This window comes from Clostridium sp. DMHC 10 (genome assembly GCF_001270375.1).
Taxonomy (GTDB): Bacteria; Bacillota; Clostridia; order Clostridiales; family Clostridiaceae; genus Clostridium_S; species Clostridium_S guangxiense.
The window spans coordinates 1,758,092-1,783,072 of record NZ_LGVB01000015.1 but is presented as its reverse complement, the minus strand read 5'-3'; the positions used below and the strand labels follow the sequence as shown (position 1 = coordinate 1,783,072).

Annotated in this window: 21 protein-coding genes, 2 pseudogenes and 2 riboswitches; of the genes and pseudogenes, 2 read left to right on the top strand and 21 right to left on the bottom strand. The window is 33.0% G+C overall.

The window, feature by feature from the left end; translation table 11 throughout:
• From nifE to nifH (AGR56_RS10640), 6 genes and pseudogenes are all read right to left on the bottom strand, one after another.
• Positions 1–1,335, bottom strand: coding sequence for a nitrogenase iron-molybdenum cofactor biosynthesis protein NifE (gene nifE / locus AGR56_RS10665; RefSeq protein WP_053242230.1), 1,335 nt, complete (start codon positions 1,333–1,335; stop codon positions 1–3).
• A gap of 83 nt (positions 1,336–1,418) precedes the next feature.
• Positions 1,419–2,791 (bottom strand): annotated as a pseudogene (nifK, locus tag AGR56_RS10660) (nitrogenase molybdenum-iron protein subunit beta).
• On the bottom strand, positions 2,791–4,392 hold the full coding sequence (gene nifD, locus AGR56_RS10655; RefSeq protein WP_053243318.1) for a nitrogenase molybdenum-iron protein alpha chain: 1,602 nt from the start codon (positions 4,390–4,392) through the stop codon (positions 2,791–2,793). Before nifD ends, nifK begins: the two are co-directional and overlap by 1 nt.
• A gap of 38 nt (positions 4,393–4,430) precedes the next feature.
• Positions 4,431–4,817 (bottom strand): P-II family nitrogen regulator, encoded by a 387-nt coding sequence (locus tag AGR56_RS10650; RefSeq protein ID WP_053242229.1) that lies wholly within the window; start codon positions 4,815–4,817, stop codon positions 4,431–4,433.
• Between the two features lie 14 nt (positions 4,818–4,831).
• Entirely contained in the window at positions 4,832–5,158 is a 327-nt protein-coding gene (locus tag AGR56_RS10645) for a P-II family nitrogen regulator (RefSeq protein WP_053242228.1), read from the bottom strand.
• A gap of 136 nt (positions 5,159–5,294) precedes the next feature.
• Positions 5,295–6,134: a nitrogenase iron protein gene (nifH, locus tag AGR56_RS10640; RefSeq protein ID WP_278279693.1), complete on the bottom strand. Its 840-nt coding sequence runs from the start codon at positions 6,132–6,134 to the stop codon at positions 5,295–5,297.
• A 513-nt stretch (positions 6,135–6,647) separates the two neighbouring features.
• Here nifH (AGR56_RS10640) and AGR56_RS10635 point away from each other — a divergent pair.
• A complete protein-coding gene (locus tag AGR56_RS10635; RefSeq protein ID WP_198150089.1) occupies positions 6,648–7,607 on the top strand; it encodes a helix-turn-helix transcriptional regulator in 960 nt (319 codons plus the stop codon).
• Positions 7,608–7,663: 56 nt separating this feature from the next.
• On the opposite strand, the gene nifH (AGR56_RS10630) is transcribed toward AGR56_RS10635, so the two are convergent.
• The 15 genes and pseudogenes from nifH (AGR56_RS10630) to AGR56_RS10565 form a co-directional block, all read right to left on the bottom strand.
• Positions 7,664–8,530 (bottom strand): nitrogenase iron protein, encoded by an 867-nt coding sequence (gene nifH, locus AGR56_RS10630; protein ID WP_053242225.1) that lies wholly within the window; start codon positions 8,528–8,530, stop codon positions 7,664–7,666.
• A 45-nt stretch (positions 8,531–8,575) separates the two neighbouring features.
• Complete coding sequence (locus AGR56_RS10625; protein WP_053242224.1) at positions 8,576–9,475, bottom strand: radical SAM protein; 900 nt, start codon at positions 9,473–9,475, stop codon at positions 8,576–8,578.
• Between the two features lie 130 nt (positions 9,476–9,605).
• Complete coding sequence (locus AGR56_RS10620; RefSeq protein ID WP_053242223.1) at positions 9,606–10,274, bottom strand: methionine ABC transporter permease; 669 nt, start codon at positions 10,272–10,274, stop codon at positions 9,606–9,608.
• Positions 10,271–11,047: an ATP-binding cassette domain-containing protein gene (locus tag AGR56_RS10615; protein ID WP_053242222.1), complete on the bottom strand. Its 777-nt coding sequence runs from the start codon at positions 11,045–11,047 to the stop codon at positions 10,271–10,273. Before AGR56_RS10615 ends, AGR56_RS10620 begins: the two co-directional genes overlap by 4 nt.
• 56 nt (positions 11,048–11,103) lie before the next feature.
• Complete coding sequence (locus tag AGR56_RS10610) at positions 11,104–11,922, bottom strand: MetQ/NlpA family ABC transporter substrate-binding protein (protein ID WP_053242221.1); 819 nt, start codon at positions 11,920–11,922, stop codon at positions 11,104–11,106.
• A gap of 34 nt (positions 11,923–11,956) precedes the next feature.
• Entirely contained in the window at positions 11,957–12,121 is a 165-nt protein-coding gene (locus AGR56_RS19525) for a YezD family protein (RefSeq protein WP_084756954.1), read from the bottom strand.
• A 425-nt stretch (positions 12,122–12,546) separates the two neighbouring features.
• Positions 12,547–12,656, bottom strand: a riboswitch (SAM riboswitch).
• Between the two features lie 114 nt (positions 12,657–12,770).
• On the bottom strand, positions 12,771–13,103 hold the full coding sequence (locus tag AGR56_RS10605; protein ID WP_053242220.1) for a NifB/NifX family molybdenum-iron cluster-binding protein: 333 nt from the start codon (positions 13,101–13,103) through the stop codon (positions 12,771–12,773).
• Between the two features lie 98 nt (positions 13,104–13,201).
• Positions 13,202–14,505, bottom strand: a pseudogene (locus tag AGR56_RS10600) (aminotransferase class I/II-fold pyridoxal phosphate-dependent enzyme).
• Between the two features lie 189 nt (positions 14,506–14,694).
• Entirely contained in the window at positions 14,695–16,011 is a 1,317-nt protein-coding gene (locus tag AGR56_RS10595; protein WP_053242219.1) for a nitrogenase component 1, read from the bottom strand.
• Positions 15,995–17,476, bottom strand: a complete 1,482-nt coding sequence (locus AGR56_RS10590) for a nitrogenase component 1 (RefSeq protein ID WP_053242218.1) — start codon at positions 17,474–17,476, stop codon at positions 15,995–15,997. The genes AGR56_RS10595 and AGR56_RS10590 overlap by 17 nt, the downstream gene beginning before the upstream one ends.
• Before the next feature lie 169 nt (positions 17,477–17,645).
• A riboswitch (SAM riboswitch) is annotated at positions 17,646–17,754 on the bottom strand.
• Positions 17,755–17,922: 168 nt separating this feature from the next.
• Positions 17,923–18,903: an oligopeptide/dipeptide ABC transporter ATP-binding protein gene (locus AGR56_RS10585; RefSeq protein WP_053242217.1), complete on the bottom strand. Its 981-nt coding sequence runs from the start codon at positions 18,901–18,903 to the stop codon at positions 17,923–17,925.
• Positions 18,903–19,889, bottom strand: coding sequence for an ABC transporter ATP-binding protein (locus tag AGR56_RS10580; RefSeq protein ID WP_053242216.1), 987 nt, complete (start codon positions 19,887–19,889; stop codon positions 18,903–18,905). Before AGR56_RS10580 ends, AGR56_RS10585 begins: the two co-directional genes overlap by 1 nt.
• Positions 19,890–19,893: 4 nt before the next feature.
• On the bottom strand, positions 19,894–20,745 hold the full coding sequence (locus AGR56_RS10575) for an ABC transporter permease (protein ID WP_053243317.1): 852 nt from the start codon (positions 20,743–20,745) through the stop codon (positions 19,894–19,896).
• 5 nt (positions 20,746–20,750) lie between these two features.
• Positions 20,751–21,701 carry an ABC transporter permease gene (locus tag AGR56_RS10570; RefSeq protein WP_053242215.1) on the bottom strand — a complete coding sequence of 317 codons (951 nt, stop codon included), beginning with the start codon at positions 21,699–21,701 and terminating at the stop codon, positions 20,751–20,753.
• 507 nt (positions 21,702–22,208) lie between these two features.
• The gene (locus AGR56_RS10565) at positions 22,209–23,486 is read right to left on the bottom strand and encodes an FAD-dependent oxidoreductase (RefSeq protein ID WP_053242214.1); all 1,278 of its coding nucleotides are present in this window, start codon (positions 23,484–23,486) and stop codon (positions 22,209–22,211) included.
• 179 nt (positions 23,487–23,665) lie between these two features.
• On the opposite strand from AGR56_RS10565, the gene AGR56_RS10560 reads away from it, so the two are divergent.
• Positions 23,666–24,847: an acetyl-CoA C-acetyltransferase gene (locus tag AGR56_RS10560; RefSeq protein ID WP_053242213.1), complete on the top strand. Its 1,182-nt coding sequence runs from the start codon at positions 23,666–23,668 to the stop codon at positions 24,845–24,847.
• Positions 24,848–24,981 lie beyond the last annotated feature (134 nt).

Sequence of the window (24,981 nt, the reverse complement as noted above, 5' to 3'; positions counted from 1 at the left end):
TTATACATATTTCCAGACAGGGCTATTTACCGTCAAATCTATTTCTTCTGCAAAATTAACTGCTCCTTCAAACCCAGATAAAATATGCTTTCTTTCATGATTATGGTCACAAAATGCAACTCCAAGCTTATATGCAAGAGGTCTTTCCTTAACACCACCCACAAGTATATCTGCGCCTTTTTCAAGCATAAACTTTTCTAATTCATAAGGATTAGCATCATCTAATATTACAGTTCCTTCCTTAGTAATGTTCTTAATAATTTCATAATCTCTTGGTTTTCCTGTTTGAGTTCCAACCATTACAGTTTCAATGCCAAGTTCATTAAATTGTTTTATTAAAGATATTGCCTTATAGCCGCCTCCAACATATATGGCCGCTTTTTTTCCAATAAGCCTTTTCCTATAATATTGAATTGTCTTTTGTATTTTTGACTTCTCATCTTCAATAAGTTTTTCTGCTTTTTTTATTGTATCTTCATCTCCCAAAATGCTTGCAATTTGAAGAAGGGAATTTTCAGTATCAGCTATTCCAAGAAAACTAACTCTAATGTATGGTATGTCGTAAATTTCCTCCATCTTTTTTCCCAAGTATTCCATAGAACCAGCACATTGAACTATATTTAATTTGGCCTCCGGTGCTTTTATAATCTCATCATATTTGCTATCACCAGTAATTTTAGCTACAACTTCAATACCTATTCTCTTTAAATAGCTTTGGACCACCCAAATTTCCCCTGCTAAGTTGAAATCCCCAAGATAATTAATACCATTAATCTTATTTTTACTTTTTTTATTGCCTATAAGCTTTAAAATTGCATTGCAAGCTGCTCTATATCCACTTGCTTTATTTCCAGAAAAACCAGGTGATTTTACTGGTATAATTCTTAAAGAGTATTTCTCTTCAGCTTTTTTACATACTGCATCTATATCATCTCCAATAACTCCAACAATGCAGGTTGCATAAACAAAAATTACTTTCGGATTAAATTTCTCCACAATTTCATCTATTGCTGCTGTGAGCTTTTTCTCTCCACCAAATATTACATCTGTTTCACTTAAATCTGTAGAATAGCTATTTCTAAATATCTCAGAACCACTTGATAAACTTCCTCTTAAATCCCAAGTATAACTTGCACAGCCAATTGGTCCATGAATTAAATGAAAAGCATCTGTTATAGGATTCAGCACAACCCTTGCACCGCAATAAACACAAGCTCTTTGACTTACTGCACCTGATATACTATTTTCATCACATCTAAGCCTTGAAGACTTATTTTTAGAATTATAGCAAACAAATTCCTTTCTTTCATCTAAAACCTGTGACTCTACCTCCATAAATATAACCTCCTCCTATATAATAGTGGCAGAGAGTACTTTCAATATTTTTCAATTAAAAATCCTCTCTACCCTTAAAGACTCTATCTAACTACTTCAAAATCCTCTTCACTACATTCTCTTTCAATTTTATCCAGCATAGCATTACACATTGCTTCTACTAATTTTATAGCACCAGTATATCCAACCATAGGAGTGTACTGATGTCCATATCTATCCATTATAGGAAAACCAAAACGTACAAACGGAATATCTTCTGCTCTAGCTATGAATTTTCCATAGGTATTAGACATAAGCAAATCCACACCTTCATTTTTTATCCATTGATGTATTTCAAAGAAATCACTTTCAGCCTTAACCTTGCACTCCTCCTCAACTTCTGATTCCTTAATCATCCTCTTAATTACATTTTCAAACTCTTGTCCTGGAGTTCCAGTTATTACATACTTAGGTATCATTCCCAAAGCTAATGTAAATTGAGTGAGTGAAATAACTATATCTGGATCACCAACTATCGCCACTTTTTTTTTTTACCATGAAAATACTGATAACTATCGAGCATTAAATCAACTAATTGTCCTCTTTCAATTTCAAGCTGTTCTGGTACTTCTTGTCCTGTATATTTAGCTAAAACCATTAAAAGTTCATCCATTGCATCTATGCCAATAGGAGTTTTAAGAGTTTTAAAAGGCACCTTACACTTTTTCTCTAAAGTCTTAGCACCAAGCTCCGATGCATAGCTTCCAAAAGCAAAAGTAGTATCTGAATTTCCTGCATCTGTTATATCTTCAATTGTGGCTCCTCCCTTTGGAAACATATTAAACTTTCCAGTATTAGGAGTATCAAATACACCACTTGTATCTGGAAACATAATATACGGAATACCCATAACATTAAATATTCTCTTCATTTCCTTCATATCTGCTGGACTTACAAAACCAGGTATTATATTGACCTTGCTATTCTTGTTTCCACTGCTTTTCGAAAGATAATCAACCATTCCTTTTACCATGTTTGAAAAACCAGTAACATGAGAGCCTATATAACTTGGTGTATTTGCATGGATAACTATCTTACCTTCTGGTATATCCATTTCTCTTATATAAGTTGGCAAATCATCTCCTATAGTTTCTGAAAGACAGGTTGTATGAATTGCTATAATATCGGGATTATAAAGTGCAAATATATTTTTAACTGCAGTTTTTACATTAGCACCTCCGCCAAAGACACTGGCACCTTCTGTAAAAGAGCTTGAAGCTGCCATTGCTGGTTCTTTAAAATGCCTTGAAAGCACTGTTCTATGATAAGAACAGCAGCCTTGTGAACCATGGCTATGTGGAAGGCAGTTATGAATTCCTAACGCTGCGTACATTGCCCCTACTGGCTGACATGTTTTAGCCGGATTTATCCTTAGATATTTCCTATCCACTAATTCTTTTGGTGTAGCATCTAACATTACTCTTCACCTCCAACTACTTTTCCTTCTATTAAAGCTTCTTTTTTCCACGGAGGAGTAACATATCTCCACGCTGGTGTATAAACGCCTGCTGCAAGTTCCCTTGCAAATATTACCGCTCCTTTAAAACCTGCATATGGTCCTGTATAATCATAAGAATGAAGCTGTCTTGATAAAACTCCCATCTTTTCAATAACATATTTTTCTTTTACTCCTGTTAAAAACATATCTGGATTCAATTTTTTTATAAAAGTATCCATCTCGTGGTGATTCATATCATCAACTACAATGGTGTTTTCATCCATTTCTTTCATCATGCCACCATAATACTCAATTGGAACACCTTTGCTTCTAAGTTCATCCGCTTTTTCCTTTGGTATTATTACTCTAAACTTTTCTTCATCAGGATGAATTATTAATTCTGGAATGTTCTTGCTATCAGCATCTACCTTTATTGTTGGAATAACTTCTCTTCCTTCATAGTCATCACGATGAGCAAATTCATAACCGGCTAGTATAGTTTTAATTCCAAGATCATTTAAAAGCACCTGATATGTATGTGCTCTAGATCCACCTACAAACAAACAAGCCACCTTACCTTGAAGTTTTTGCTTATAGTATTCCATTTCACCTTCAATTTCTGAAAGTTCTTCAGCTATAACCTCTTCAGTCCTATCATAAATTTCCTTATCATCAAAAAACTTTGCTAAATCTCTTAAAGTATCTATAGTTCCTTGCACGCCTATAAAATTACACTTAATCCATGGTATACCATACTTAGTTTCCATCATTTCTGCAATATAATTGATAGATCTATGGCATTGAACTAAATTTACATCTGCCATATGAGCATTTTGAATTTGTTCATATCCTGCATCTCCTGTTAATGTTGTTACAATGGTATATCCTATCTTTTTTAGGAATCTCTCCATTTCCCAGGCATCTCCACCTATGTTATACTCTCCTAATATATTTATTGAATATTTCTTATGCTTCCAGTTTCCTGTTCCAATTATTTCTTTCATAACTGTATTATTGGCAATATGATGTCCTGCAGATTGAGTTACTCCTCTATATCCTTCACAACTAAAGGCAAGAACATTAATTCCATATAATTTTTTAGCTTCTTGTGCTACTGCATTTATATCATCACCTATAAGACCAACAGGGCATGTGGCATAAATTCCTATAGCCTTAGGATGAAAAATTTCAACAGCTTCTTTTATTGCATTTCTCAGCTTAGTGACTCCTCCAAAAACTATATCGCTTTCTTGCATATCGGTTGAAAAAACATATTCAACGAAATTTTGTCCACCATCTTCAGCCTTGGCTTTAAATCTTCTTCCTCCCCAAGTGTAAAACGCACATCCAATAGGTCCATGAGTTATGTGTACCATATCTTTTATTGGCCCCATAACAACTCCTTTACAGCCTGCATAGCAGCATCCCCTTGAAGTAATTACTCCTGGAACTGTTCTTACGTTAGCATTAATCTGTGGACTTGGATTCTCCTTTGTTTTTATTACAATATGAGTTTTTCTACTTTTATAAGCTTTAGCTGGATATTTTTCAAGAGCAATGTCCACAACTTTTTTTTTCATACCATTTTCCATACTATTAAATTCACCTCTTTTACTATTTATAGAGCTTCTTCTCCTACTTCTCCTGTCCTAATTCTATATACATCAGTTACATCCGAAACAAATATTTTTCCATCTCCTGGATTTGATGTTCTGTTGACATCAATTATAAGTTCAACAAGTTCCTGAAGATCCTCATCCTTAACCAATATAGTAAGCATTCTTTTAGGCACAAGTCTGTGTGTTTCAGATATATCCTCTACAAACTTTTTATCTTCAACTGCCTTATTCTCAATAGATTCATCGTCTATCATTAAAAACCTAACTTTCTTTTTCCCTCTTCCTACTACTTTTCTACAAGTAAATGATGAAAATTTACTCTTTAAAAGAGCATCTTTTGTAGCATTAATCATGTTCATTCTAATAATTGCAGTAACCTCTTTCATATTATTCCTCCTGACTACAGCGATTTTGTGCCAGAGCTAACTGTATATGCTTCAATAACGGGACTTACAAATATTTTTCCATCACCAAATGCTCCTTTTTCACCAGTTTTAGCATTTTTAGCTATTATCTTTATAACATCATCTTTATCTTCATCATTTATAACCATCATGAGCATTTCTTTAGGTATTTCATCATAATAGATTTCTCCAACTTTTATTCCCCTTTGTTTACCTCTTCCTGCAACTTCGTATTTAGTTACTGCTGGAAATCCAGCATCACACAATTCTGAAAGTACAGAAGCTACTTTTTCTGGTCTAATAATAGCTTTTACCATTAACATTGTTGAATACCCTCCTCTTTTATGTTAAACTATATTGGTTAGAGTCGGTACACTCTAATCCTTTTGCGGCGTATCTCTTATTCATTCTTCTAAAAACCAAGAGATGCGCTTACTTTGTTTTTATATCTTTTCATAATTACTCCAATAATCCATGTTCCATAAGTATAGCTTCTAGTTTTTCCTGCTTCATTGGCTTTGGTATTACAAACATATCATTTCCATCTATAGCTTTAGCTAGTGTTCTATACTCATCTGCTTGTTCATCTTGAGGATTAAATTGTATAACTGTTTGCTTGTTTATTTCTGCTTTTTGTACTTCATGACTACGTGGTACAAAATAAATAAGCTGTGTTCCAAGTTCCTTTGCAAAAGCTTCCAAAAGCTCTTTTTCATTTTCAACCTTTCTGCTGTTACATATAATACCACCAAGTCTTACTCCGCCTGAATTAGCAAATTTACTTATGCCTTTTGATATATTATTAGCTGCATACATTGCCATCATTTCACCACTTGCAACTATATATATTTCTTTTGCTTTTCCTTCACGTATTGGCATTGCAAAACCACCGCATACAACATCACCCAAAACATCATAAAAAACATAATCTAAATCATCATCGTAAGCACCTAGTTGTTCAAGCATATTTATAGATGTAATAATACCTCTACCTGCACATCCAACTCCTGGTTCTGGTCCACCTGACTCAACACATTTAATACTTCCAAATCCAGTTTTCATTATTGTGCTTAAATCTACATCTTCTCCTTCTTCTCTTAAGGTATCAAGAACCGTTTTTTGTGCTAATCCTCCTAAAAGTAATCTTGTTGAATCCGCTTTTGGATCACAACCCACTACCATTACTTTTTTACCCATTTCTGCAAGACCTGCAGTAAGATTTTGTGTAGTAGTAGATTTACCAATGCCACCCTTCCCATAAATAGCTACCTGTCTCATTTTATTTCCTCCTTTTAAAATAAATGTAATTAAATTTAATTAATGTAAATTTAATTATTTATATAATATATCAAGATTGCATTTAAAGTCAATATTCTTTTAATAATTCATCAATTATATACATTATATATTTTTAATTTGTTAACGTTTAACGCTATTATTTAATATTTTATTATAAGTAGCCAGTGTTTTGTAACAAATCATGTAATGTTCAATTTATAACACTTGTGTTAAGTTATGTAATTGCAAAAATTTAATTGCACATCACTTTTAGTCATGTTATATCATATTGGGACTTATTCAACATGTTTTTATTGCTTTACTTAAGGTGAAATTATGTTTTAACGTCTTATACACAAATTTGCACAATTATTATAAAAGCAAAAAAAATATTATTATGTAAACTCTTGTATGATAACTTTGCGGTCACTAATTTAATATTATGGCATCAATGCAGTTGTATTTTTATCAATTTTATAATAAGATTGTACTATAATTTTATTTTTGTAAAAATATGCTTAAGGAGGTCCTAATATTATGGAAGATAGAACTTTAACTCCTTTGGACGTGTCAAAAATTCTTCGTATATCCAAAAACACTGTTTATGAATTAATCAAAAGAGGTGAACTAAATTGCTATAGAGTCGGTAAGAAAATTAGAATAGATTTAAAGGATGTAGAAAACTATAAATCTAGATATCAAGATAAAAAACAAATACCACACCAAGAGGACGAAATTTATTCGTCATTTACAAACAACCTTTTACCCCTTAGCGAAGAATATCACAAAAACAATTTTATAATTTGTGGACAAGACATTCTTCTCGATGTATTATCCCGTTACCTTCAAGTCCACCCTCAAGGTGTTCGCGCTCTTCGCTCTTATGTTGGAAGTTATAATGGTTTACTTTCTCTTTATCTAGGTAAAATACAGGTTGCAACATCACATCTTTGGGATGGAGATTCTGGAGAATACAATATTCCCTTTGTCAGAAGACTTCTTCCTGGAATTCCTACTGTAATAATTCATTTAGCCTATAGAATGCAAGGTTTTTATGTTGCAGCTGGAAATCCAAAAGAAATTAAAAGTTGGGAAGATTTAAAAAGAAAAGATATTACTATGGTTAATCGTGAGAAGGGCTGCGGAACTAGAATTCTTTTAGATGAACATTTGAGACTTCTTAATATCAATGCCAATTCAATAAATGGATATGATAGAGAATGTCTTTCTCACCTTGCAGCTGCAAGTATCATATCTAGACATGGTGCAGATTTTGCTATAGGAAATGAAAAAACTGGACTTCAAGTAAAGAATATTGATTTTATACCCCTTCAAAAGGAAAGTTATGATTTGGTACTTAAAAAACAAGATATCGATAAACCAGAATTTAAAGCAATCATAGATATACTTCGCTCAGATTCCTTTAAATCAGAGCTTGAGGGAATTGGAAATTACGATTTAGAAAATCTAGGTGATATAATAGCAGAGTTATAATTACTAAAAGGGAGAACTTTTTATTATTCCCCCTTAAACTTAAATTATAAAAATCTTTATCTATTTACAACACTTTTTTCACTTTCTATTTTTAGAAGCTGATCTCCCCAGCTTGAAGCCCAGTTTCTAAGCTCTTCTACACCTAGAGGCGATGGAGTTTTAGATTCTGTATGCTTTGCTATCTTATTTGCAAGTCTTCTGTATATATCCGCTTGTTCAGAATTTGGAGCTGCCTCTATTGTAGTTTTGCCTCGAAGTTCACTTTGAGTTACTGTAACTGAACGTGGAACATATTCCATAACCTGAGTATTAGTCTTTTTTACAAAATCATCTATAATCTCTTTTTGATAATCTGTATTTATAGAATTTCCTATTACTCCCCCAAGCAAAGCTCCACCTGAAGTTGAATACTTTTTTATACCTCTAAATAAATTATTTGATGCATATACAGACATAAAATCCGAAGATGAAACTGTAAATACATGTTTTGCTATTCCTTCACGTATAGGTGTTGCAAAGCCCCCACATACAACATCCCCAAGTACATCATATATGACATAGTCTAAATCTAACTCTTCAAAAATATTTTGCTGCTTAAATAATTGAACAGCCGTAATTATTCCCCTTCCAGCACATCCAACTCCTGGCGCAGGTCCACCTGCTTCTACACAGTATATTCCATTAAAACCTTGAAATATTACATCATGTGCATCAACTTTATTTTTTTCACGAAGTGTATCTAAAACTGTTGGTATATACGATCCATCTCTTAAAGTATTTGTAGAATCACTCTTAGGATCACAACCAAATTGCATAACCCTGTATCCTTGCTCTGACAATGCTGCACTTATATTAGAAGTTGTCGTTGATTTTCCAATTCCACCTTTTCCATAAATAGCTATTTGTTTAATTTCTTTTGACATTTCGTATCCTCCCTTAAATTTAAGACTCTTTACTCTGTTTTTTCATTAACCATGTGAAAAAGTTTCTATATCACTTAGAGTTCCATATAACTCCTTTGAAAGATCTCTTTGACCTGGTATTCCACAGGCATCTGCACGACAGTGCTTACAATGCCTAAATACTTCAAGATATTTTTCTGCCTTTGCTCTTGCTGAATCTAGCTCAAGACAAGTAGGTGCTGGAACCTCCTTAAGTTCATACTGAGGTATTAGGGGAATTATATTATATAAGGTTGCTCCAGCCTCCTTAACTGTTTTAGCTGTTTCTTCAATATGCTTGTCATTAATTCCTGGAACAAGTACTGTATTAACTTTTACAACTATACCCAAATCACTTATCTTTTTAATTCCTCTAAGTTGAGCAGCTATTAAAATACTTGCTGCTGCTTCTCCATAGTATTTCTTTCCATCCAGCTCAATATAAGATATTATTTGACTTTGAATTTTAGGATCTACGGCATTTACAGTAACTGTTATGGTGCTTACTCCAGCCTCATAAAGTTCATCTGCATACTTTTCAAGTAAAAGTCCATTAGTACTAAGACATTCTATAAGCTCTGGATAAGCTTCGTGTACTAACTTAAATGTTTCAATTGCATTTCTTGTAGCAAGGGTATCTCCAGGTCCAGCTATACCAACTACAGTTATATCTGGACATAATTCAAGGGCTTTTTTTACCGTTTTAACTGCATCCTTTGGGTCTAATATTCCATTAGCAACTCCTGGCCTATCCTCATCATTATTGTTATAATCTCTTTTGCAAAATTTACACTGAATATTGCAAGTTGGACTTACTGGCAAGTGAAGTCTTCCAAATTTCATATGTGCTTTTCCACCCATACAGGGGTGTATATTAGATAATTTTGAAAACTTGTCATGATTTTTTATATCATTTAATCCTGGCATAATATCTCCATCCTTTCACAAATTAAATCTTATGCACAAAAAAGGCTTTAGATAAATATATTCTATCTAAAGCCTCTGGTTTTCCAGTCAGCATATTGTTTTTTACACTTATTTAAGACATATCCTATTTTCAACTAAATTTGAATCTCTTTTTGATTATTAATTTTGCAATAATATCACCAATTATTTGTATGGCCTGAACCAAAACCACAAGTATGACAACAGTTGTAATCATATAACTAGTTTCAAACCTTTCATAACCATATCTCAGTGCAACACTTCCTAAACCTCCAGCACCTATAGCTCCTGCAAGCGTTGTACTTCCAATAACGGTTATTATGCACAAGGTATAACTTCTAATCAATGATGGAAGTGCTTCTGGTATAAGAACTCTTGTTATTATAGTAATAGATTTAGTTCCCATTGATATAGCTGCTTCAATCTTGCCATGATCAACTTCCTTTATATTATTTTCAACCATTCTTGCCAAAAACGGCGCAAGTCCTATAACAAGAGGAACTATTGCTGCATTTGCACCTATGGTTGTTCCCACAAGAAGACGTGATAATGGAAGCAGCACTACTATTAGAATCATTGTTGGGAAAGATCTTATTATATTTATTATTGTGCCGAAAAATTTATTAAAGCTAGTTGCCTGTAGTATATTTCCCCTTTCTGTAACTACTAATACAACTCCCAAAATAGTACCTATTATAAAGGTGAAGATGCTAGTTACTATTGACATATAAATTGTTTCACCCAAAGCCTGTTTAATAACATCAAACATAATGTCATTCATACAGCAGTCACCTCTTTTTCTTTACTAATTTGGAGATTATTTGTTATGTCAATAAATACCTTGGCCGTATCACTTTGAGGATTTAAAAATACCTCATCTGTTGGACCTTCTTCCGTGATTACTCCCTTTTCAATAACTGCCACATTGTTGCAGCAATACTTTACAACATCAAGCTCGTGAGTAATTAAAACTATAGTAAGGTTAAGTTTTTTATTTATATTTTTAAGTAATTCAAGAATAGAATAAGTCGTTTGTGGATCTAATGCAGAAGTAGCTTCATCGCTAAGTAGAACATCTGGATTATTTGCCAGCACCCTCGCTATACCAACTCTTTGTTTTTGTCCTCCGCTTAATTGAGCTGGATGAGCTTTTTCTTTATCTTTTAATTCAACAAGTTCAAGTATTTCATGTACTCTTTCATTTATCTTGTTTTTAGGGTATCCAGCTACCCTCAGTGGAAATGCCACATTATCAAAAACTGTTTTGGAATCAAACAAATTAAACTGTTGAAATATCATACCAATTTTCTCTCTTGCTTTTCTAAGCTCTTTTTTACTAAGTTTTGTCATATCCTTATCCCCAATTATAATAGTACCCTCATCTGGCTTTTCAAGTAAATTCAAGCACCTAACCATAGTTGATTTTCCAGCACCACTAAATCCTATTATTCCAAATATATCTCCTTTTTTTATCTCTAGATTAATACCTTTTAAAACCTCAACCTTTCCATAAGGAGTATTAAAATTTTTACTTAAATTCTTTATGCTTATCATATAAATTTCACCTTACTTTTCTAAATATTAAACTTTGTTTTAATTTTAGGCTTTGCTTAAAATGCTGGAACTACAGAACCCTTGTATTTTTCATTAATAAATTTTCTAACATCTTCAGATTGAAGAGCTTTTACAAGTTTCTTTATAGCAGCTTTATTTTCATCACCTTTTCTAACTACAATTATGTTAGCATAAGGTGAGTCCTTGTCTTCCCTAAATATAGCACTGTTAGGATCTATTTTTGATTGAAGCACGATATTTGTATTTATAACTCCTCCATCCACGTCTCCTAATATTCTAGGTATTTGGTAAGCATCAATTTCTTTAAATTTCAAATGTTTAGGATTTTCAGCTATATCATTTATAGTTGCATTTTTACTTGAAATAGTCTTTTTAACTTTAATTAATCCTTGTTTTTGCAAAAGAATTAATACTCTATATTCATTAGATGCATCATTAGGTATAGCAATTGTTGCTCCATCCTTAAGTTCACTTGTTTTTTTAATTTTTTTAGAGTAAAATCCAATTGGTTCTACATGAATATTTCCTGCTACTGCAAAATCATATCCCTTTTCACTAGCTACAGAATCCAAATATGGTTTGTGTTGAAAATAATTTGCATCAATTTGTTTATCATTAAGTGCTGGATTTAATTGAGATGAATCATCAAAAACCTGAACTTTTAGATCTATACCTTCTTTTTTTAATTTAGGCTTTACAAAATTTAGTATTTCTGCATGTGGTGTTGCCACAGCTCCTATCTTTAAAACTTTATCTCCACTCTTGTTTTCTGTGTTAGTATTCTTACCACAGCCTGTAAAAACTATTGCTGCAAATAAAATTGCTAAAGTTGATTTTATAAATACTTTTTTCATGATACGTCCCCCTTATTTATTAAAAAATAAAATTTTATTTAAGCCTTATTTTTTCACTGGTTTCTATTTGTATTACTACTCCGTCCTGTATAACTAAAGTTATAGAACCATATTTTATATCCTTTAACAATTCTGAAATCTTATTCGTGTAGTTATTTATCTCATTATTCTTAATTACACGAATATTCTTATCATTCATAATATTCCACCCCCAAATTATTTATAGATGAACAACTAGGAACTTTGAAATCACAATTTCTATATTTATCCTGCAAAACTATGATTTGGCTTAGAGTACAGAGGACAGTGAAGGATGATTCTTCTCCGCTATCGCTTCGAAAAATCCTAAAATTAATGCTTCCGCATGGTATAAAATATAGGTATTCAGCGCAGCTGATACTATCAAGTTCTAAGATTTACCTGAGATAAACGAAAGGTAAATCCACCTTCACTGTACTCTGTACTCTGAGTGAATTTCCAGTTTATAAGGATAAACTTGGTATTAGTAATTTCAACCTTTCACGTTGTCTATCCATATATGTATTTTTATAAAACAAAAATCCCCTTCTATACGAAGAGGATTAACTTACTATACTAGCTTAAACTAGCTTAAGTTCAAATATCCTCTTATCTCTCAAAACTTAATTTTGCAGGAATTAACACCATGCATTCAAATGAAAAATGCTGGTTGTTGGGTTTCATAGGGCCAGTCCCTCCGCCTCTCTTGATAAGATTTTAAATAATTTATTCAATTTTATTTCCTATTAATCGAATAGGAATAATGTTTTAACTTATAGTGTTAATTATATCATCTTTATCTTCTATGTCAATACGTTTTTTCAATTATTTTAATTTACCATAATATTTAACAAGTTTATCCAAAGCAACATCAATTGATTCTGAAATATTGTAAGAATCAATTCCATTTCCTGAAGTACTGCCGCTGCGCCAGGACCTATCTTTCCAACCAAAATTGCTCTACAATCTTTGATTTTTTCAACAAGAGGTGCAAATCTATTTTCATGGTATCTGCTACATTCACACAATTCTTCATTGTTCCTTTTTTCTATAAATTCATAATTATCACCCTTCACCTCATATATCAAAAATTGCAAAGCAGTAGCAAAATGCTCATCAATATACACTCCATCGCTGCTTCCCACAGCTATTCTATAACTCATGCTCATGCCTCCTTTTATTTAGTGCACAATGCACTGTGAATTAAAAAAATATTAATTGTAAAACCATGAAGTTTTTCATTTCAAGCTTTCAAGCATATCTATAAAAATGCTTCTTTAAAAGCTTGTTCTAAATCTTCAATTAAATCCTTTGTATCTTCTAGTCCTATTGAAAGCCTAATTGTTTCAGGAGGTATACCTGCCAGTTTTTGCTCTTCTGGTGTAAGTTCGCTGTGAGTTGTTTTAGGCGGATTTACTACTAATGACCTTGCATCTCCAATGTTAGCTTGATAGCTAAAAATCTTAAGTGAGTCAATAAATTTATCGATTTGATCTAATGTACCATTTATTCCAAATGAAAATACTGCACCTGCACCTTTAGGCAAATACTTATTTTTAAGGTCTTTATAAGGACTTTCTTTAGCCGTTGGATATTTAATCCACGAAACTTCTTTCTTCGTTTCAAGATAATTAACTATTTTTTCCGCATTATACACTTGCTTTTTAACTCTTTCAGAAAGCGTTTCTATGCCAATCAAAACAAGATATGCATCAAAAGCACCTAAAGTTGCCCCGTAGTAAGCTAAATAATTTGCACGGATTCTAGCAGTAAATGGAAAGTTGCGAAATACCTCTATAAAATTTCTTGGTTTTCCACTAAAATCCCTTAGAGTATGATAAGTCTCTAAAAAATGTGAAAATTGACTACTATTCCAATTAAATTTACCACTTTCGACTATTAGTCCAGCAATTACATTTCCATGTCCACTTATAGCTTTTGTGGCTGAATAAACAACAATATCTGCACCATATTTAATTGGATTTAGGAGATATGGTGTAGCTAAAGTATTGTCTACAATAAGTGGAATACCTTTTTCATGTGCTATATTAGCTATAGCTTCAATATCAGCTATAGAAGCATTTGGATTGCTTATACTTTCAATGTATATAGCTTTTGTATCTTCTTTAATAGCCTTTCTAAACTGTTCGGTATCTATTAAATTCTTTACTATATCAATTTTAATTCCATAATTAGAAAATACTTTTTTAAAGCCATCAATAGTACCACCATAAAGTTCTGCCGTAGTTAATATTCTTCCACCTCTTTCTGCTGCATTCAATAAAGTATAAGTTATTGCTGCCATTCCTGAACCAACTGCTATTGCAGCTGCTGCACCATGAAGCTTAGCTATTCTTTGTTCCAAAACGCCAACTGTTGGATTTCCAATCCTTGAATATACATACCCAAATTCTGTGAAACCTGCAAGATTTCTTGCTCTTTCAGTGCTTCCGAACTCAAAAGATGTTGTAGCATATATAGGTACTGAACTGCGTTATTATGTTCTTTAGGATCATATCCCCCTCTTACCTTCAAAGTATCAAATTCATAATTTAAATCCGACATAATTTAACCTTCTTTTTCCTTTAATTTTATAAAAGCAAATGCATTGCTGAGTATTAAATAAAAATTAATGGCAATATATAGTATAAAAATTTAAATGGTACAAAGATTCACACCTAAAATTCCGTAGATACGGAGGAATTTTTTCCTTGCACTACCGTGAGAGCGAAGCATTTTTACTTCGCAATTTTCTTATCTGTATGTGTTTAATACAATATTATATATATCTTCAATCGCTCTTAATCCACCATTATAACCTGCATATGTGCAATTCAATACCAGTCTATAAGCCACCGGCGGACTTATTATTAAAAGATCTGCGCCTATATCCTTGGCTAAATCTCTTTCCCAACTACTGCCAAGTATTAAAGATCTGTTTTTATGTTCATCTTTTCTTATATCATCCTGTATTTCTCCTCCATCAACTGAAAATTCCACTTCAGCTGACCTGTATTCAGATATTTTATTAAACTCTTCTATAATTGAATTTCTAAATTCTTCAGGTGTATCTTCAACTACATACTGCTTACCTGGTATTATTCCAAGTTCATTTAAAAGAAATTTGGAAAACCCTATTGAATAACTTGAATCTAAAAGTGTATAAAACTTTCTAGGAAGCCCATATCTAAACTCCAGCATAAAATCTGCAGTTCTCTCAATAAACGAATAAAATTTTTCTTCCTCATTTTTAATAAAATTTTCAACCTTATTTTTATCAAGTCCACCAAAATTTCCAACTTCCCTTAGAAATTTTGACGTTTCTACTCCTCCAATAGGTAAATAAGGAAAATGATAATATGGAGTGCCATACTTCTCTTGAAGATGTTTTACTATTTTAAGTCCAACCCAATTGCTAACAACAATATTGAACTGCGCATTAGGTATAGTTTTCCACTCATCTATTCCATTTGATTCATTTCCAAAAAGAATATTAACTTTAAGCCCTATTCCCTCAAGTATTCTTTTTATTTCTTCTAAATTTCCATTCCAATATGGATCTTGATATGGTATTGTTGCAAATACATTCACTAATCCCTTTTCTACTTTAATGCTTTCATTAAGCTTATCAACATATTGATCTATAATTGCGTTTACTACTAACTCATGGCTTATATAGTTGTTACTTTTAAAGCCGCCAGTTTCTATACCTACAATTGGGTTACCGTTTTTCTGATAATCTGAAACTACAGTTTCTATATCATCACCTACTATATCGGATGTACAACCTGTAAGTACCACATAAAGATCAGCATCAATCACCTTAAAAGCTCCATCAATAACACTTCTAAGTTTCTGTTCTCCTCCAAAAACTATTTCTGTTTCACTGGCATTTGTACACGGTATAGTATTTCCTCCTGCATATCCTTCTCCCTGTCCTATAAGTCCGCTTACCTTTCCACTGCACCCAGGACCAGAGTGCAAAACAGGTACAGCTCTTTTTATCGCAACTACAGTCTGCTGTGCTCCAAGCGCACAAGAAAATCTAGGTTGTTCAATAATGTTCGACACTTGTATCACCTCCAAGAAAAGTAAATGGATCCTGCTCAAGCCACCATTTTGTATATGGCATTGTACTATGCTTTGCAAGATTAGTTACAAATTCTTTATTATCTATAGTTTCTATAATTCTTTCAGCATAATTTATTACCCCTTGATAGCCAAAGCCAAACTGCTCATCACCAATCAAAAGCGTGGGAACCCCAAGTTTTGCTCCCCAAAGTGTCATACCTCCATGTCTTGCAATCATTATGTCAGGTCTTACTCTATTCAATATATTAACTAATTCATATGCCTGCTTGTTGCAAACATTGTAATTTGGTATATCTCCATAAGTATTAACATCATGCGCAAGTGCATCAGATTTTGGATCATCATTGTCAAATACAGGATCATGATGAAATATTGCTGCACCTTGAACATTTAAGCCAAGTTCTCTTAAAAGTGCTATGAGTGCATGACCATGAGCAGCACCCGCTGTAATATATGCAGTTTTCCCTTTAAGCCTTTTACGATATTCCTCAACTTTAGGAACAATTTTTGCACGTTCATTTGATATATATTCTTCTATTTTCTCTTCTCTATGAAGTACTTTTCCAAGTTCTCTAAGCCAATTATCCGTACCTAAAATTCCATAAGCTGGTGGAGATTTTATCTCTGGGACACCATATACTTGTTCTAATGCGGCTCCTAGATATGTTCCAAGTGTAGTACATATTTGTATCGTTGCTGCCGACTCAGATATATTTTCTAGTTCAGCAACCGTTGAAAATGGCACAATGTATTTTGCTTCATACCCAAGCTCTTTAAGCAAGTCATCAAAAATGTGACTTCCCCAGAAATTTATTATATTTACCTTATTTGTCTTTTTCTTTGGAGGTTTAACTATTTTTCTAACGATAGAATGATACGCTGAATCAAATCCAGATGTCCATATTTTTGATCTGAAACCTTCACAAAAACATGCCACAACAGGTATTCCAAGTTCTTCTGTTAACTCATCAGTTACACTTTCTATATCATCTCCAATTATTGCAGAGGCACAAGAAGTTGTTACAAATATTGCATTCGGTTTAACCCTTTTGTAAACATCTCTAATAGTCTCTTCTAGCTTTTGAGTTGCACCAAAAATTGTATCTTTCTCAGTAAGATTTGTACTAAAATATCTTCCCATTGCTCTTGGAAGTTTCCTTTCCATTTGACCTACCCTATATACAAAATTGAATCCAAAAGAATCTCCCATACATCCTACAGGTGCATGATTAATAATTGCCGCATCCTTTATCATAGAAAGCTGGCAAAACGCATTTCCAGAACTGCATCCCATACACTGACTAAAGCTTCGTGCGCTGTCTTTTAACTTTCCACACTGACCAAGTTTTACAAGCTGCCCCGCTGTACCTTTAAATCCAGTAATTGAACCAAGGCGATTTTCTCTTACTTCAACAGCTTGAGCATTTAGGTTGATTTTACTCATCAAATTTCCTCCTTTAATGTATAAATAAAAATTAAAAAGGCTATATCTACTCTATTTAAAAGAGTAAATATAGCCTCTAGTTTTTCTAGTCAACTACAAAATTTCATATAAAAAATCCTCTTAAAAAACTTTAAGAGGATTTTTGCACAACTATGTTAACTTAATTATCCTCTTATCTCTCAAAACTTAGTTTGCAGGAATTAACACCATACATTCAAATGAAAAATGTTGGTTGTTGGGTTTCACAGGGCCAGTCCCTCCACCTCTCTTGATAAGATTTAAATGTTTTATTCAATTTATATTCCTATAACTCAAATATGAATAATATTTATTATATGATTTATATTATATCATCTTTATATTTTATGTCAATACATTCTTTGGTTTATTTTCCAAACTTCATTTTAAGTGATTGCATTAATAACATAAATCTTTATAAACATTTTTTAAACCACATGACACGCCACCATATGTCCTTTATCTACTTCCTTCATTTCTGGTTCTTTCTCGCTGCATATTGGAGTTGCATACGGGCATCTTGTCCTAAATCTACATCCTGTTGGAACATCCATTGGACTTGGAAGTTCTCCTTCTATTACTTTCTGCATCGCTGCACTTGCCTTTTTAGGATCTGGCACAGGTATAGAAGATAAAAGTGCTTTAGTATAGGGATGCAGTGGATTTTTATAAAGCTCTCTACTTTCTGATATTTCAATTATTTTTCCTAAATACATTACCCCAATTCTATTAGATATATGCTTTACCATAGATAGATCATGTGCCACAAAAAGATAAGTAAGCCCCATATCTCTTTGAAAATCCTCAAGCATATTTACAACCTGTGCTTGAATGGAGACATCAAGCGCAGAAATTGGTTCATCACACAAAACAAACTCAGGTTCTATAGATAATGCTCTTGCTATTCCTATTCTCTGACGTTGTCCACCACTAAACTCATGTGGAAATTTGTCCATATCCGACTTCTTCATTCCAACTTTCTTAAGAAGTTCCTCAATTTTGTCCATTCTTTCACTCTTAGACAAATTTGAATGAATGGCCATAGGTTCATCAATTATTTCCGAGACATTCATATATGGATTAAGTGAAGAATATGGATCTTGAAATATAACTTGCATTCTTTTGTGATATGGCTTAAGTTCTTTTTTACTTAATCTTGCTATATCCTTGCCATCAAAAATTACTTTTCCATCTGTTACGTCATATAACCTTGTAATTGTTCTTCCAAGTGTGGATTTTCCACAGCCTGATTCGCCAACAAGTCCAAAAGTTTCTCCTTTTTTAATATAAAAACTAACATCATCTACAGCCTTAACATACTTATTTTTATTTACTCCAAAAGCACCCTTCACAGGAAAGTACTTTTTTAAATTGTTAACTTCTATTAACTTCTTTTCTATTTCACTCATTATAACTTTCCTCCTTCCTCTAATAAGAAGCATCGTGCTTTTTGAGTTTCCGAAATACTTTTATACTCAGGTATTTCTCCAAAACATTTATCAGCTGCAAAAGAACATCTTTCAGCAAAAGGACATCCTTTAGGAGGAGCTAAAAGTGAAGGTGCTGTTCCCTTAATAGGTTCGAGTCTTCTCTTTTCATCTTCATCAACCTTAGGAATTGAGTTCAAGAGTGCTTTTGTATAAGGATGTGCCGGTTTATAAAATATATCTTCTGTGAGCCCTTCTTCCATTATCATTCCTGCATACATAACAATTATTCTGCTGCAAAGACTTGCTACAACGCCCAGATCATGGGTTATAAGGACAATAGACATATTTTTCTTTTCTTTAAGTCCCTTCAAAAGATTTAGTATTTGAGATTGAATCGTAACATCCAATGCTGTTGTGGGTTCATCTGCTATTAAAAGCTTAGGCTCAGACGAAAGTGCCATAGCTATTAAAACTCTTTGTCTCATTCCTCCACTAAATTCGTGAGGATATTGATTTAACCTTTTTTCTGCCATTGGTATTCCAACCAAATTTAAGATATCAACAGCCTTTTTCCTTGCCTCTTCTTTTGTAATTTTATTGTATCTTAAAATAACCTCTTCAAGATGCTTTCCTATTGTTATTAAAGGATTTAACGCTGTCATAGGATCCTGAAAAATCATTGATATATCATTTCCTTTAATCCTTTGCTTTTCCTTACCAGATAATTTCAATATATCCTTACCTTCAAAAAATATTTCTCCACTTTCAATTTTTGCATTTTTAGGAACGATTCCAAGTATAGATTTCATTGCAACGCTTTTACCACTTCCTGATTCACCAACAATGCCTAAAATTTCTCCATCCTTGATTTTAAAACTTATCCCTCTAACTGCCTCAATTTTCTCACCTTTGTTGTAAAAATTAGTCTTTAAATCTTTAACCTCAAGCAGTATATTATCTTCCATATTATCACTTCCTATCTGATGCAGTTTTAGGTTCTACAAATACTCTTAAAACATCGCCAAGCTTATTGAAGGAGTAAACAGTCAAAACAATTAATATTCCAGGTAAAATTGCCATGTATGGTGCATTTTGAAGATTGCTTTGTGCATTTTGAAGTAAGCTTCCCCAAGATGACATAGGCTGTTGTATTCCTATTCCAAGAAAGCTAAGTGATGATTCCGTCATTATTGCATTTGCAATTCCTGTTGTTGCTGCCACTATTATGGTTGGAAAAACTGAGGGAATAATGTGTTTCATTATTATATTCATTGAAACTTCCCCTGTAGATACTGCATATAAAACATATTCTCTTTCCTTAACAGACAAGGTTTCCGCACGAACAAGTCTAGATATTTCCATCCACGTAAAAAATCCAATTACAATTATTATGGTTTTAAAACCAGGCTTTAAAAAAATGCTTATAACAGTAACTAAAATCATCCAAGGTATTGACGATATTATATCAACCATTCTCATTAATAAATTATCTATTTTGCCACCAAAGTATCCACTTAAAGTACCTACAAGCACGCCTATTGAAGTTGAAATAACCATAGCCAAAATTCCAACTAAAAGCGATACTCTTCCGCCATAAATTGCCCTTGCAAGATAATCCCTTCCTAGTTCATCTGTTCCAAAGGGATGTGCTAAAGATGGTGCCTGAAGCATTATACTTACATTTGTCTTGTTGGGGTTATATGGATATAAAAATGCAAATACTGATATCAGTGCTATAAATATAAGAAATAATATTGAAAACAAAGCCACCTTATTATGTCTAAGTTCTGCTTTTACATTTTCCATTCTTCTATTTTTCATTTTCATCACCTCATACTCTTAATCCTAGGATCTATTACAACATAAAGTATGTCAGAAATGAGGTTTCCAAGTATAACAAGTGTAGACGATAAAACCATAACTGCCATAACAACAGGGTAGTCTAATCCTTGAATTGCCTTAATAAAATATGGTCCAACACCTGGCCAACCAAATACTGTTTCTGTTATAACACCACCTGTTATGAGCATAGGAAGTGCCATTCCAAGTTTAGTTATAATAGGAAGAAGTACATTTTTTAAAACATGTTTAAACAGTATTTCAAATTTGCTTGCCCCAAAAGCTTCCTGCACCATAACATAATCTTCTGAAAGTTGCCCAATAGTAGAAGAACGGACATACCTTGTGTTTTCTGGCATAAATGCAAATGTAAGCACAATAAATGGCATTATAAAATGTTTTAAAAAATCAGTTGTAGAATTCATCCCTATAGTGTGCATTCCGAGTATAGGTAAAATTCCAAGTCTATATCCAAATACAAAAACCAAAATCATTGCAAACCAAAAAGTTGGTATAGATATACCTATAGAACAAAATCCATCTATTATTTTATCCGCCCAGTTATTTTTATTTAATCCTGCCATAAGTCCTAAAACTATTGATAAGATAAGCGCACATATGTATGACGGTAATACCAAAATCATTGTGGCTGGTATCCTCGAAGCTAAATCATTAAAAATACTTTCGTGAGTAACTATCGAATACCCAAATTGTCCTGTAAGTACCCCTTTAAGCCAATATAAGTATTGTATATATGCTGGCTTATCATAGCCATACTTTATTTTAATTAGTTCTATTGCTTTCTTTGACATTTTAGGATTTGTCATAGCATCTACTGCATTATATGGTGCTAATTGTATAAGCGTAAAGCATATTATTGAAATAATTAATAGCAGCGGTACAGCCTGTACTATTCTTTTAAGAATATATCTTCCCATTTTATATCCCCTTTCATATATAGACCTTAGGTCAAACTCTTAAAAAATTAGAACTTTAAGAATTTGACCCTTAGATTTATTAATTTTATTTAACATTTTAAAATACTATAGATAGACAACTTGAAACTTTAAAATTGCAATCTCCAAATTTATCCTGATAAACTGGAATTTGTCGAGCTGAGTGAAGGGTTTTAATTCGCCCTGCTCATTAAAAAACTAACTTTTTCACTTATGTGAAAAAGTAAAGAAGAACAAAAAATAGTCGCTTTAGCGACTGCACGGAAAAGTATGCGGGTGGCGGACCATTCAGAGGGCTTTTAGCCCAGCCAGTAATATGCCCTTACAGGGCTGAGCAAACCACCGGCTTAGCCGGTGGTCATGATTAACCTTTTGCCGTGGCAAAAACCCTTCACCTTTGACAAGCAAAGCTATGTCAAACCCTTCACTTTAATTAGTTTGCAATTTTTTATATTTAGTACGACAGCCCCATTTTTTTAAAACTTTTATTTAAACTAATTTCTTGTCAAATATACCTGTTAAACCTAAGTTTTCTATTCTAGTTTTTATTTTATCTATATCTGTTGTATACAAGCCAGTTTCCTGCATCCTCTTAAAGTATTCTGAACCTGCAAAGGTATATCTAGTTTTTATGCCATCTTCCGTTAAAAGTTTATAATTTGCATAAGAAATAATATCTCCAATTGCAGTTTGCTTTGGCAAGATTAATTGAGGCATATTTAATACATGTCTTACGGCATTACATCCAGCAAGACTTCCAGTGCAAATGGCTTCAGTATGACCTACGAAAAGTCCGCTTTTCTCTCCACCGCAAAATAAATTATCTAATCCTTTAACCCTCATGTCATCTGTTCTAGGTGCAACAGATAAATATCTTATAGAATTTCCTTTTCCACCTGCATAAGGATCTACATATTTAACTTTTTCAAGCCCAGGTATTTTTCTCAATTTTTCTAGAGGATAAAAAGAAGTCATAAGCTTTGCATGTCCTGTATCAAGAAGTATTACGTTCTCAGCGAATTCTTTAAGAGCGTACTGCTGACATACTTTAAGCTTTAATTTATCAAGATTAATATCTTCAGGTGGAATTTTAAGAACAACCACACCTTTATCGTCAAGTTCCTTTACAATATCTGGAGATAAGCTTTCTTTTGCAAGTTTGCATGAACCACTAAAAGCACCAAAGGAGCCGTCTTCTCTTTCACCTTTGATATCATCAATTCCAGCTCTTTGACTTAGGCTTATACGTGGGCCAAAAGAAGGACATCTTAATACACACATAGAACAACCATTACCATATCTCAAACAATTGCCCATTGGTCCCGTAGAGCCTGTAGCTTCAATAAAAACATCTCCTTCAACATAAGTACCATCTGATAGAAAAATTCCTTTTATGGTTTTGCCACTTTTTTTAATGTCTACAACTCTTTTAACTAAATTTATTTTTATTCCCATATTGATAAGATAATTTCTTATATCTGCTTCTATTATATTTACATCATAAAGCCAGGCATGCTTGTGACCAGGAAAATCTATATTTTTATGTCTTGAATCAGCATCTGTTATGTTTATTAAATCACCAGCGCCTAAAGCTATAAGTTCTTCAGCAGCAGTAAAACGCCCATTGTTTCTCATAATTCCACCAACATTGCCGAGCCCTAAAACCATATCTGTTTTTTCATATATTGTTACGTCTGCACCAGCTTTTTTTGCTGTAATTGCAGCAGCACTACCTGCCCATCCAGCTCCAATAATAATTACCTTCATACAAAAATTACCCCCATAAATATTAATTGTTTATTAATAGATGTCACTTATTATTATGATATTTTAAACATATATTTTTGTTCCAACTTTTATAACTTTAAATTTTTGCAATGTATAAAATACGGTAATACGAAAAAACTAAAATTTGATAAAATTAATTAATACTAAGGAGGAAAAATATGAGAGAAGTAGTAATAGCAGGTGCGGCAAGAACACCTATAGGATCATTTGGGAAAGCGTTCAAGGATGTAACAGCAGTTGAACTTGGGGCACTAGTAATGAAAGAAGCAGTAAAGAGAGCAGGAATAAAACCATCAGATGTAAATGAAGTTGTTTTTGGAAATGTTCTTCAAGCAGGGCTTGGACAAAATACTGCAAGGCAAGCGGCTGTAAAGGCTGAATTACCAATACACATTCCTGCTTTTACAATTAACAAGGTTTGCGGTTCGGGGTTAAGAGCTGTAAGCTTAGCAGCTCAAATGATTAAAGCAGAAGATGTAGATGTAGTTATTGCTGGTGGAATGGAGAATATGAGTAGAGCTCCATATTTAGTTGAAACTGCAAGATGGGGAAACAAAATGGGTGACGTTAAGTTAGTAGATGAAATGGTTAAGGATGGATTATGGGATGCTTTTAATGATTATCATATGGGAATAACAGCTGAGAATATTGCTGAACAATGGAAAATATCAAGAGAAGAACAGGATAAATTTGCATTAGAATCACAACAAAAAGCGGAAAAATCCATAAAGAATGGGATATTTAAAGAAGAAATAGTGCCAGTTACTGTAAAAACTAGAAAAGGAGAAATTGTAGTTGATACAGATGAACAGCCTAGATTTGGAACTACTCTTGAAAATCTTACAAAGCTAAAGCCTGCATTTAAAAAGGCTGGAACTGTTACTGCTGGTAATGCTTCTGGTTTAAATGATGGTGCTGCAGCATTAGTTGTTATGAGTGCCGATAAAGCAAAAGAATTAGGAATTAAACCATTAGCTAAAATAATATCTTATGCATCAGTTGGTTTAGATCCTGCTATAATGGGCTATGCACCATTTTATTCAACCAAAGAGGCACTAGAAAAAGCTAATTTAACCGTAGATGATTTAGATCTTATAGAAGCAAACGAAGCCTTTGTTGCACAATGTGTGGCTGTAGCAAGAGACTTGAAATTTGATATGAGCAAGGTAAATGTAAATGGCGGAACAACTGCTTTAGGTCATCCAATTGGAGCATCTGGAGCAAGAATACTAGTCACCCTCTTGTATGCAATGAAAAATAGAAATGCTAAGAAAGGTCTTGCCACTTTATGTATAGGTGGGGGACAGGGAACCTCTTTAATAGTAGAAAGTATGCTCTAATTATGATATATAAATAAGCTAAACGTTTAAAAATATAAGTTTCAAAATTTTACGAGTAATATTTTATATTTATTAGTTAAAAAGTGAAGGCTTTTAACAAGCAAGGCAAGTTAAAACCCTTCACTAACATAAAA

Bases quoted from the DNA above. Each gene is read 5' to 3' on its own strand.
- nifE (WP_053242230.1), bottom strand. From the start codon at position 1,335: ATGGAGGTAGAGTCACAGGTTTTAGATGAAAGAAAGGAATTTGTTTGC.
- nifD (WP_053243318.1), bottom strand. From the start codon at position 4,392: ATGAAAAAAAAAGTTGTGGACATTGCTCTTGAAAAATATCCAGCTAAA.
- AGR56_RS10650 (WP_053242229.1), bottom strand. From the start codon at position 4,817: ATGAAAGAGGTTACTGCAATTATTAGAATGAACATGATTAATGCTACA.
- AGR56_RS10645 (WP_053242228.1), bottom strand. From the start codon at position 5,158: ATGTTAATGGTAAAAGCTATTATTAGACCAGAAAAAGTAGCTTCTGTA.
- nifH (WP_053242225.1), bottom strand. From the start codon at position 8,530: ATGTCAAAAGAAATTAAACAAATAGCTATTTATGGAAAAGGTGGAATT.
- AGR56_RS10625 (WP_053242224.1), bottom strand. From the start codon at position 9,475: ATGCCAGGATTAAATGATATAAAAAATCATGACAAGTTTTCAAAATTA.
- AGR56_RS10620 (WP_053242223.1), bottom strand. From the start codon at position 10,274: ATGAATGACATTATGTTTGATGTTATTAAACAGGCTTTGGGTGAAACA.
- AGR56_RS10615 (WP_053242222.1), bottom strand. From the start codon at position 11,047: ATGATAAGCATAAAGAATTTAAGTAAAAATTTTAATACTCCTTATGGA.
- AGR56_RS10610 (WP_053242221.1), bottom strand. From the start codon at position 11,922: ATGAAAAAAGTATTTATAAAATCAACTTTAGCAATTTTATTTGCAGCA.
- AGR56_RS19525 (WP_084756954.1), bottom strand. From the start codon at position 12,121: ATGAATGATAAGAATATTCGTGTAATTAAGAATAATGAGATAAATAAC.
- AGR56_RS10605 (WP_053242220.1), bottom strand. From the start codon at position 13,103: ATGAGTTATAGAATAGCTGTGGGAAGCAGCGATGGAGTGTATATTGAT.
- AGR56_RS10590 (WP_053242218.1), bottom strand. From the start codon at position 17,476: ATGAGTAAAATCAACCTAAATGCTCAAGCTGTTGAAGTAAGAGAAAAT.
- AGR56_RS10585 (WP_053242217.1), bottom strand. From the start codon at position 18,903: ATGAGTGAAATAGAAAAGAAGTTAATAGAAGTTAACAATTTAAAAAAG.
- AGR56_RS10580 (WP_053242216.1), bottom strand. From the start codon at position 19,889: ATGGAAGATAATATACTGCTTGAGGTTAAAGATTTAAAGACTAATTTT.
- AGR56_RS10575 (WP_053243317.1), bottom strand. From the start codon at position 20,745: ATGAAAAATAGAAGAATGGAAAATGTAAAAGCAGAACTTAGACATAAT.
- AGR56_RS10570 (WP_053242215.1), bottom strand. From the start codon at position 21,701: ATGGGAAGATATATTCTTAAAAGAATAGTACAGGCTGTACCGCTGCTA.
- AGR56_RS10565 (WP_053242214.1), bottom strand. From the start codon at position 23,486: ATGAAGGTAATTATTATTGGAGCTGGATGGGCAGGTAGTGCTGCTGCA.
- AGR56_RS10560 (WP_053242213.1), top strand. From the start codon at position 23,666: ATGAGAGAAGTAGTAATAGCAGGTGCGGCAAGAACACCTATAGGATCA.